We start from the raw sequence: 9619 nt of genomic DNA, 5'->3' as shown, positions 1-9619 counted from the left end.
CGGAGCTGCAGGTCCAGCAGTAAGGATCGGCACTACGTGTCATGAAGAAGCCCGGCTTTGGCCGGGCTTTTTCTTTTTGCGGCATCCGTGCCGGAGCCCGGCGGCGCACAACAAAAAGCCCGGCTCGGCCGGGCTTTCTGCGGGCGGAGCGGGAGCCGTCAGCCGGCGCGTCGCTGGAACCGATAGTGGCCCACCAGCCACTCGTTGCCGTGGTCGTAACCGAACAGCTCCGCGCAGGCCATCCAGAACATGCGCCAGCGTTGGTGCCACAGCCTCGCCTGCGCGGTGCCGTACGTGCCCGCCAGTACTCGGAGGATCTCTTCGCGGTTCGCGTCCTGGTTGGCCAGCCAGTGGTTCGAGGTCTTCTCGTAATGGCTGCCGGCGAGACGCCACTCCTGCTCCACCACCATGTGCTGCTGGAAATGCAGGAACGTGTCGGCCGCGGGCATCAGGCCACCGGTGAAGAAGTGGCGCCCCATCCAGTCGTCGTCGCGCTCGGTCTCGAACGGATACATCAGCTCGCGATGGCAGAAGATGTGCACGAACAGCTTGCCGCCGGGGCGCAGCCAGCTGGCGATGTGCTCCAGCAGCACCTGGTAGTTGCGCACGTGCTCGAACATCTCCACTGACACCACCCGGTCGAATTGGGCCGGATCGAGCGAGAGCCGGTTCACGTCCTCGGTGATCACCCGCACGTTGCGCAGGCCGAGCTCGCGGCATCGCGCCTCGATGTGCTCGCGCTGTGGACGGGAGTTGGACACCGCGGTGATCCTCGAGCCGGGATAGCGCGCGGCCATCCACAGTGTCAGCGAGCCCCAGCCGCAGCCCAGCTCGAGGATGTCCTGGCCATCGACCAGTTCGGCGCGCTCGTCGTAAAGGGCGAGCATCTTCTCCTCCGCCTCGTCCAGCGTCTCGCGGCCGGTCGGGTAATAGCAGCTCGAATACTTCAGCCGCTTGCCCAGGCACAGCTCGAAGAAGCGCGGCGGCAGCTCGTAGTGCTGGCGGTTGGCTGCGTCGGTATGCAGCGCGAGCGGACTCTGGCGCAGCTGCTCCAGCCGGTCGCGGAAGCGCGACCACACCGCCTCTTCGCCGCCGGCGCGCTCTTCGCGCAGGCGGGTGGCGCACAGCCGCCGGATACCGAACCGCAGCAGCCCGTCCGGGATCAGTCCCGATTCGGCCAGGCGGGTCAGGCCGTGTTCTTCGGTCTGTTCGATCGCATCGGACGGCATGGCAAGGCTGTCGGTCATGGCCGTGATCCTCGTGTCTTGGGAAACCAGGGAATGAAGGCGCTGGTGCGGGCCTGGTAGTCGCGGTAGTCGTCGCCGCGGCTGCGCAGCGCCTGCGCCTCGGTGTAGGGAATGCCGGTGAAGCGGTACAGCGACACGAGCATCAGCACCGGACCGAGGATCGCCAGCCAGCCGATCGGCGAGCCGACGGCCAGCAGCACGTAGGCGAACCAGTGCGTCCACTCGAAGAAGTAATTGGGATGCCGCGAGTAGCGCCACAGCCCCTCGCGGCAGGTCTTGCCGCGGCTGTCCGGGCGGCGGCGGAACCGCGCCAGCTGCCGGTCGGCGATCGCTTCGCCGCTCAGGCTGAGCAGCCACACCAGCAGCGCGGCGGCGATCCAGCCGGGCGACTGCTTGCTGCCGGGGTTCGCCGCCACGGCGAGGAACGGCAGCGAAAAGATGGTGGTGAACAGCGCCTGCGCCTGGAAGAACGCGAAGAACTTCGGCTGGCTGTCCTGCCAGTGCTCGCGCAGGTACTGGTAGCGGCCGTCCTCGTCCTCGTGACGCACGCGGTCGAGCAGATGCAGGAACAGGCGCAGCGCCCACAGTCCGCCGAACAGCGCCAGCAGGCCGCGGATCAGCGGATCGCCACTGCCCATCGCTGCGTAGAAAAGTGCCGCCAGGCCCATGGTTGCGGTCCAGATCGCGTCGACCAGGGTGGCGTTGCGGGTGCGGTACTGCACCATCCAGCCCACCGTCATCGCCGCGGCGGTCACCAGCCAGACCGTCAGCACCTGCCAGCCAAGCTCATGCCACATGGGCTTCTCCTCGGGCGAGGGCGGGGGTGGACGTGCGTTCGACCCGCACGGCGAGGCCGATCAGCAGCGGCATGGCGACTGCCCAGCCGGCGGCCAGAGCGACCACCGCGGGCGTGGCGCCCAGCGGGAACGCCACCGCGTGCCAGCCGCGCGCGGCGCCGAGATAGGCCATCGGCGCGCCGACCGCGCCGAGCACGGCGGCAAGCGGCCATCGTCCGTGCAGGAAGCGGAAGCTGTGCCGCAGGGTCAGCGAGAACGCCGCCCAGATCGACAGGATCCACAGCGGCGCGGCGTGCGCGAATGGTACCGGCGAGGCGTAGGCCACCAGCCCGCTCGCCGCGAGACTGGAGTCGAGCACTGCGCCCAGCAGCACCGCGATCGGCATCAACAGCGCATCGGCGCCGCCGTCCGGCCGCCCCAGCATCCAGGCCGCGAACGGCAACAGCGCCAGCGGCGCCAGCCACCAGTGGCCGCTCGATGCGCCCCAGATCGCGGCGAACCAGACCAGCTGGTAGGTAATGGCATTGATCCAGGCGTTCATGCGGACACCGTCAGGCGGAGGCCGCCGTGGCCAGGTCGGGCAGGTAGGACGCGCGGCGGCAGCCCGGGCGGGTCAGCAGCATCTGCACGTCGCCGATCGAGCGCTCGCGGAAGCCGCCTTCGCAGTAGGCGAGGTAGAACTCCCACATGCGCACGAAGCGCTCGTCGTAGCCGGCCTGCAGTACCTCGTCGCGGCGGTCGAGGAAGCGCTCGCGCCACGCCTTCAGGGTGAGCGCGTAGCTCGGGCCGATGTCCTCGAGGTGATACAGCCGCAGGTCACTGGACTCGCGGGCCGCACCCAGCATCGCGCTCACCGATGGGATGAAGCTGCCCGGGAAGATGTAGCGCTTGATGTAGTCCACCGACTTCAGCGCCTGCGCGTAGCGGTGATCCTCGATGGTGATCGCCTGGATCAGCGCCATGCCCTCGTCCTTGAGCAGCCGAGAGATCGTGCCGAAGTAGGTGGGCATGAACTCGGCGCCGATCGCCTCGATCATCTCGATCGACACCAGCTTGTCGTAGCGGCCGTCGAGGTCGCGGTAGTCCTCCAGCAGCAGCTCGATGCGATCGGACAGGCCGGCCTCGGCCACGCGCCGGGAGGCCAGCTCGTACTGCTCGCGGGAGATGGTGGTGGTGGTCACGCGGCAGCCGTAGTGGCGTGCGGCATGGATGGCGAAACCGCCCCAGCCGGTACCGATCTCCAGCACGTGGTCGTCCGGCGAGAGCTCGAGCTTCTGGCAGATGCGATCGAGCTTGCGGGTGGAGGCGACCTCCAGCGATTCGTCGTCGCTGGCGTAGATCGCCGAGGAATACATCAGGTCGCTGGACAGGAACAGACTGAACAGCTCGTTGCCCAGGTCGTAGTGGGCGGCGATGTTGCGGCGGCTGCCGGCGCGGGTGTTGCGGTTGAGCGCGTGCCAGGCCTTCATCGCCAGGCCGCCGAGGCGGGCCAGGCCGGTCTCCATGCCGTCGAGCAGGTCGCGGTTGCGCACCATCACGCGGATCAGCGCAACCAGGTCGTCGCAGTGCCACAGATCCTCGATGTAGGCCTCGCCGGCGCCGACGCTGCCGTTGGCCGCCACCAGCCGGTAGAAGCGCGGGTCACGCACCGTCAGGTGCACCCTCAGCGGCTCCTCGCCCGGCAGCGACGTGCCCAGCTCCACCGCGCCCAGCGCGTCGTCCAGCCGCAGGCGGCAGCCCTTGAGCTGGCCCATCTGCGCGAGCAGTCGCTGGCGCAGCAGGCGCTCCAGCCGGCCGGGCAGGGCCGCGGGTGCGGCGGTGTCGAGGGGCGTGGTGAGTTCGATGTCCATGGATCAGTTCCCGGTGGTCTTGCCTGGGTGGTCGTAGACGGGGTTGCGCTTGAGCCACAGCTTCAACGCCTGCCAGTGGATCGCCAGCACCACCTGCAGAGTCATCAGCGGGAAGCGCCACAGCACGCGGGCGAGCCCGGCGCCGTCGAACGGCCGGCGTTCGAGCACCAGCGTGGCGTCGAAGTCGCGACGCTCGCCGTCCATCACGTTCATGTGTACGCGCAGGAACGCGTCGGGGATGCAGAAGCGCCAGTCGTAGCCGCGTTCCATCGGCATGAACGGCGACACGTGGAAAATCTTGTCGAAGCGCCAGGCGGTGGTGTGCCGGTGGCTGCGGCCTTCGGCGACCGGCAGCACGTAGGCGTGGCGTTCCTTCCACGGCGTGTTGGTGATCTCGGCGACGATCGTCTCCAGCGTGTGGCCGTCGGCGGCGAAGCAGTAGTAGAAGCTCACCGGATTGAATACGTGGCCGCCGTAGCGCAGGTGGGTGAGCAGCCGGATCGGCCCGGCCGGTCGACGCCCGGTGTGTTCGGCCACGCGGCGGCGCACGGCTTCGTCCAGCGGCAGCTCGGCCGGTCCCAGGTAATCGCTGCGGCGGAATTCGGCCACGTTGCGGCGGTTCAACGACCACAACCAGCGGCGGTCGAACAGGCCCGGCAGCTCGTCCAGATCCAGGTACAGCATCGCGATCGGATAGCGGAACGCGTGCGGGTGCGGCGCATGGCGGCGGTGGCGGACCCAGCCTTCGTAGATGGCGCTGGCCAGCGGCCGCCGCGCCGCGTCCTCCCGGCCGGGCCGGGTGTCGGTCACGGCAGGCGCGGCGTCGAGCGGCTCGCGCAGGGCGGGGTTCACCAGTCCACCCCCAGCGCGCGGGCGACCTCGACCGCGCTGCGCATGCCGTCCTCGTGGAAGCCCCAGCCCCAGTAGGCGCCGGCGAACCAGGTGCCGGACCGGCCCTGGATCTCGCCCTTGCGCTGCTGCGCGGCCACCGAGGCGTGGGTGTATTCCGGGTGCGCGTAGCGCATGCGCCGGATCACCCTGGCCGGGTCGATGCGGTCGGCGCAGTTCAGCGACACGCAGAACGTGTCCGGCGCGTCCAGCGTCTGCAGCAGGTTCATGCAGTAGGTGACCGTGCATGCTTCGGTGGGCGAGGCGGGGATCAGCACGTTCCACGCCGACCATGCCTTGCGCCGCTTCGGCAGCAGGCGGGTGTCGGTGTGCAGCACGGTGTCGTTTTCCTGGTAGCGGATTGCACCGAGCACCTCGCGCTCCGCCGGCGTGGCGTCGGCCAGCATCGCCAGCGCCTCGTTACTGTGGCAGGCCAGCACCACCTGGTCGTAGCGCTCGGTCTGGCCAAGGCTGGTGATCTCCACGCCGCCCTCGACGCGGCGCACCGCGGTCACCGGGCTGGCGATGCGCTCGCGCACCATCCAGCGCTCGCGCAGCGCACCCACGTAACGCTGCGACCCGCCGCGCACCACCCTCCATTCCGGCCGGTCGTCCAGCTGGAGCATGTGGTGGTTGGCCATGAACTGCACGAGGTAGCGGGCAGGGAAGTCCAGCACCTTGCGCGACGGCGAGGACCACAGTGCCGAAGCCATCGGCACGATGTGCTCGTCGCGGAACATCGCGCCGTAGCGGTGGCGTTCCAGGTAGTCGCCGAGCGTCGGGCCGGCGTCCGCCGTCTGCAGCAATGCCGGCGACTCGCGGTAGAAGCGCACGATGTCGCGCACCATGCCGTAGAACTTCGGCGAGAGCAGGTTGCGGCGCTGGCAGAACAGCGCGTCGAGGCTGGTGGCACCGTATTCCAGCCCGCTCGCCTCGTTGTGCACGGCAAAGCTCATCGTGGTGGGCTGCGAGGCGACGCCGAGTTCGCCGAACAGCTTCGTCAAGAGCGGATAGTTGTCCGGGTTGAACACGATGAAGCCCGAGTCCACCGCGTAGTCGCGTCCACCGGACTCCACGTCGTGGGTGTGCGTGTGGCCGCCGATGTAGGCATTTGCCTCGTAAAGGTCGACCGAGTGCTGCTGCGAAAGCAGCCATGCCGAGGCCATGCCGGAAATGCCGCCGCCGATCACCGCGATGCGCATGCCCACCTCAGCGCTGGCCACGTTTGAGGCCGGCCGGCACGGCCTTCAGGCCGCGCACCACGCCGAACAACGAGAGCGTGCGCAGGATGTAGAAGGTCAGGTCCACCTCCCACCAGCGGAAGCCCTGCCGGGCCGAGCCCGGGAAGTAGTGGTGGTTGTTGTGCCAGCCCTCACCGAAGGTGAGCAGCGCCAGCAGCCAGTTGTTGCGGCTGTTGTCGCGCGTCTCGAAGCGGCGACTGCCGAAGCGGTGCGCCAGCGAATTGATCGTCACCGTGACGTGGAACAGCACGATGGTGGACACGAAGAAGCCCCACACCAGCAGCTGCGGACCGCTGGTGCCCAGCTCGGGGTGCGCGAGGCCGAGCCAGCGGCCCCAGAAGAACAGACCCACCGCCAGCGCCACGGGCACCAGCAGGTCGAAGCGGTCGAGCAGGCGCAGCTCCGGATATTTCGCCAGGTCGGGGATCTTCGACCAGTCGGTGCGGAAGCCGCTGCGGGTCATGAACCAGCCCATGTGACTGCGCACGAAGCCGTGCTGCACCGGCGAATGCACGTCGGCCGGGGTGTCGGCGTGGCGATGGTGGTTGCGGTGGTGTGCGGCCCACCACAGCGGGCCGCGCTGCACCGCTGCCGCGCCGATCACCGCGAACGCGAACTGCACGAAGCGCGAGGTCTTGAATGCCCGGTGCGAGAAATAGCGGTGGTAGAACGCCGTTATCGCGAACATGCGTAGCGCGTACAGCCCCAGCGCGACCCAGAACGCGAACCAGGAGAAGCCGACCCAGATCACCCCGAGGCAGGCCAGGTGCATGGCGATGAAAGGAACCACCCGCACCCAGTCGATGCGGTCGTCGTCATCCCCGGCATCCTGCGCGCTGGTATCGAACCAGCGGACCAGACCGACGGCCATTCGCCTGAGTACGCCGGGTGATGCACTGCCTTGGTTCATGGAGTCGGTCCGAATGGGTGAGAGCTGCACACACCGGGAACTACGTATGCCGCATGCCGCCGGATGCAGCGGAAGCCGCGGACGCATGCGTACGGACGACCCGTGCTTGCCGCCCGCTCGGCCCGATCGCTAGGCTGCCGCGATGACCTCTGGACGTTCCCCTGTCACCCCTCGTTCTGCGCGGCCACGCTACGGCCTCGCCCGCGTCCTGAGCAAGCTCGGCGTGTGCTCGCGCAGCCAGGCCGAGCTTGCGGTACGGGAGGGGCGGGTGACGGTCGATGGCCGCTGCATCCGCGACCCGGAGCGCCCCACCGACGCCGAGCGTGAGCGGCTGACCCTGGACGGTCGCCCGGTCGGTGCCGCCGAGCGTGTCTACATCGCCCTCAACAAGCCGCGCGGAGTGGTGGTGAGCGCGGCGGACGAGCGCGGCCGCGACACCGTCTATGGCCTGCTGGAAGGCACCGGCCTGCCGTGGCTGGGCCCGGTCGGCCGGCTCGACCGGGCCAGCGAGGGCCTGCTGCTATTGAGCAACGACACCGTGTGGGCGGCCGGACTGACCGAGCCGAAGCATCACGTGGACAAGACCTACCACGTGCAGGTGGACTGCCGTCCGGACGAGGCCCTGCTCGCCAGGCTGCGCGCCGGCGTGGTGGACGCGGGCGAGCGGTTGGGCGCGGTGGCGGTGAACGTGCTGCGCGAAGGCGAGAAGAACGCCTGGCTGGAGGTGGTGCTGGACGAGGGCCGCAACCGGCACATCCGCAGGCTACTGGCTGCGCACGACATCGGCGTGCTGCGGCTGATCCGCGTGGCGATCGGTCCGCTTGCCCTGGGCGAGCTGCCCAAGGGCCAGTGGCGGCATCTCACCGCGGACGAGGTGCACGCCTTGCGGCGTGGATGACCTGCCGGAAAAGGGCGGGGGTGAGACGGCTTTTGTCGTTTGCGGTCGCACGCTGTGCGTGCAAGGCAGGAGCCGCCCCCTCACCCCGGCCCTCTCCCCCGAACGGAGAAGCTGTTCAGGGGAGAGGGAGCAGAGCGCGCTAGCGCGAAGCCTCACGCTTGAGCCCTCTCCTCCGAGCCTGCTCGGGGGGAAAGGGTTGGGTGAGGGGGGGCTTTGTGCTTTTGGTGTTTGTCGGTGAGGCGCAGCGCAGGTAAGGCAAGGGCCGCCCCCTCATCCCAGCCCTCTCCTCTAACGGAGAAGCTGTTCAGGGGAGAGGGAACAGTGCGCGCTAGCGCGAAGCCTCACGCTTGAGCCCTCTCCTCCGAGCTTGCTCGGGGGAGAGGGTTGGGTGAGGGGGAGCTTTGTGCTTTTGGTGTTTGTTGGTGAGGCGCAGCGTAGGTAAGGCAAGAGCCGCCCCTCATTCCAGCCCTCTCCCCGAACGGAAAACTGTTCAGGGGAGAGGGGGCGAAACGCGGGCCTCCTTCAGCGCGAAGCCTCGCGCTTGAGCTTCCTCCCTCAACGGGAGAAGCCCCGACTTCAGCCGATCACGCCGAGCTGCTTGCCGATGCGGGTGAACGCGTCGATCGCGCGGTCCAGGTGCTCGCGGGTGTGCGCCGCGCTCATCTGCGTGCGGATGCGCGCCTGGCCCTGCGGCACCACCGGGTAGAAGAAGCCGGTGACGTAGATGCCTTCCTCCAGCAGCGCGGCGGCCATCGCCTGCGCCTTCGGCGCGTCGTAGATCATCACCGGCACGATCGGGTGCACGCCCGGCTTGATGTCGAAGCCGGCGGCGGTCATGCGCTCGCGGAAGTAGGCGGTGTTCTCCTGCACGCGGGTACGCAGCTCGCCGGCGCTCTCGAGCATGTCGAACACCTTGATCGCCGCGGCCACCACGTGCGGCGGCAGCGAGTTGGAGAACAGGTAGGGACGCGAGCGCTGGCGCAGCATCTCGATCACCTCGGCCGGGCCGGTGGTGAAGCCGCCCAGCGCGCCGCCCAGCGCCTTGCCCAGGGTGCCGGTGAAGAGGTCGACCTTGTCCATCACCCCGTTGACCTCGGCCGAGCCGCGGCCGGTGGCGCCGAGGAAGCCGGTGCAGTGGCACTCGTCGATGTGCACGAGCGCGCCATACTTCTCGGCCAGCGCGGTGATCTGGTCCAGCGGCGCGATGAAGCCGTCCATCGAGAACGCGCCGTCGGTGGTGATCAGCTTGGTGCGCACGCCGGCGGCGTCGGCGGCCTGCAGCTGCTTCTCCAGGTCGGCCATGTCGCAGTTGGCGTAGCGGAAGCGCTTGGCCTTGCACAGGCGGATGCCGTCGATGATCGAGGCGTGGTTGAGCGCGTCGGAGATGATCGCGTCCTCCTCGCCCAGCAGCGGCTCGTACAGGCCGCCGTTGGCGTCGAAGCAGGCGGCGTAGAGGATGGTGTCCTCGGTGCCGAAGAACTCGGCGATCTTCTTCTCCAGCTGCTTGTGCAGGTCCTGCGTGCCGCAGATGAAGCGCACGCTGGCCATGCCGAAACCGTGGGTGTCCAGCGCCTCCTTGGCGGCGGCGATCACCTCGGGGTGGTCGGCCAGGCCCAGGTAGTTGTTGGCGCAGAAGTTGAGCACCTTGCGGCCGCCCTCCAGCTCGATCTCGGCCGACTGCGGCGAGACGATCACGCGCTCGGCCTTGAACAGGCCCTGCTCGCGGATGGAGGCGAGTTCGGCGGCGAAACGGGACTGGCCGGGGTAGCTCATGGCGGGGGGCTTTTG

Annotated in this window: 9 protein-coding genes; 1 reads left to right on the top strand and 8 read right to left on the bottom strand. The window is 68.7% G+C overall.

Annotated features, from left to right (window positions below):
• Window positions 1-158 precede the first annotated feature (158 nt).
• From C693_RS0108735 to C693_RS0108705, 7 genes are read right to left on the bottom strand one after another with little or no spacing between them, the layout of a single operon-like run.
• A complete protein-coding gene (locus tag C693_RS0108735; RefSeq protein WP_017461884.1) occupies window positions 159-1247 on the bottom strand; it encodes an SAM-dependent methyltransferase in 1089 nt (362 codons plus the stop codon).
• Window positions 1244-2044, bottom strand: coding sequence for a DUF1295 domain-containing protein (locus tag C693_RS0108730; protein ID WP_017461883.1), 801 nt, complete (start codon window positions 2042-2044; stop codon window positions 1244-1246). Before C693_RS0108730 ends, C693_RS0108735 begins: the two co-directional genes overlap by 4 nt.
• Entirely contained in the window at window positions 2034-2585 is a 552-nt protein-coding gene (locus tag C693_RS0108725) for a DUF2878 domain-containing protein (protein WP_017461882.1), read from the bottom strand. The genes C693_RS0108730 and C693_RS0108725 overlap by 11 nt, the downstream gene beginning before the upstream one ends.
• A 10-nt stretch (window positions 2586-2595) precedes the next feature.
• The gene (locus C693_RS0108720) at window positions 2596-3894 is read right to left on the bottom strand and encodes an SAM-dependent methyltransferase (RefSeq protein ID WP_017461881.1); all 1299 of its coding nucleotides are present in this window, start codon (window positions 3892-3894) and stop codon (window positions 2596-2598) included.
• A 3-nt stretch (window positions 3895-3897) separates the two neighbouring features.
• Window positions 3898-4749: a DUF1365 family protein gene (locus C693_RS0108715; RefSeq protein WP_083868274.1), complete on the bottom strand. Its 852-nt coding sequence runs from the start codon at window positions 4747-4749 to the stop codon at window positions 3898-3900.
• A complete protein-coding gene (locus C693_RS0108710; protein WP_017461879.1) occupies window positions 4743-5984 on the bottom strand; it encodes an NAD(P)/FAD-dependent oxidoreductase in 1242 nt (413 codons plus the stop codon). The genes C693_RS0108715 and C693_RS0108710 overlap by 7 nt, the downstream gene beginning before the upstream one ends.
• Window positions 5985-5991: 7 nt before the next feature.
• Window positions 5992-6894: an acyl-CoA desaturase gene (locus C693_RS0108705; protein WP_017461878.1), complete on the bottom strand. Its 903-nt coding sequence runs from the start codon at window positions 6892-6894 to the stop codon at window positions 5992-5994.
• Between the two features lie 181 nt (window positions 6895-7075).
• On the opposite strand from C693_RS0108705, the gene C693_RS0108700 reads away from it, so the two are divergent.
• Entirely contained in the window at window positions 7076-7831 is a 756-nt protein-coding gene (locus tag C693_RS0108700; protein ID WP_052329375.1) for a pseudouridine synthase, read from the top strand.
• A gap of 576 nt (window positions 7832-8407) precedes the next feature.
• Here C693_RS0108700 and kbl read toward each other — a convergent pair.
• Window positions 8408-9604, bottom strand: coding sequence for a glycine C-acetyltransferase (kbl, locus tag C693_RS0108695; protein ID WP_017461876.1), 1197 nt, complete (start codon window positions 9602-9604; stop codon window positions 8408-8410).
• Between the last annotated feature and the right edge of the window lie 15 nt (window positions 9605-9619).

Source organism: Dyella ginsengisoli LA-4, assembly GCF_000334915.1.
In the GTDB taxonomy this organism is placed as follows: domain Bacteria; phylum Pseudomonadota; class Gammaproteobacteria; order Xanthomonadales; family Rhodanobacteraceae; genus Dyella_A; species Dyella_A ginsengisoli_A.
This window is presented reverse-complemented; position numbering and strand designations above follow the sequence as displayed.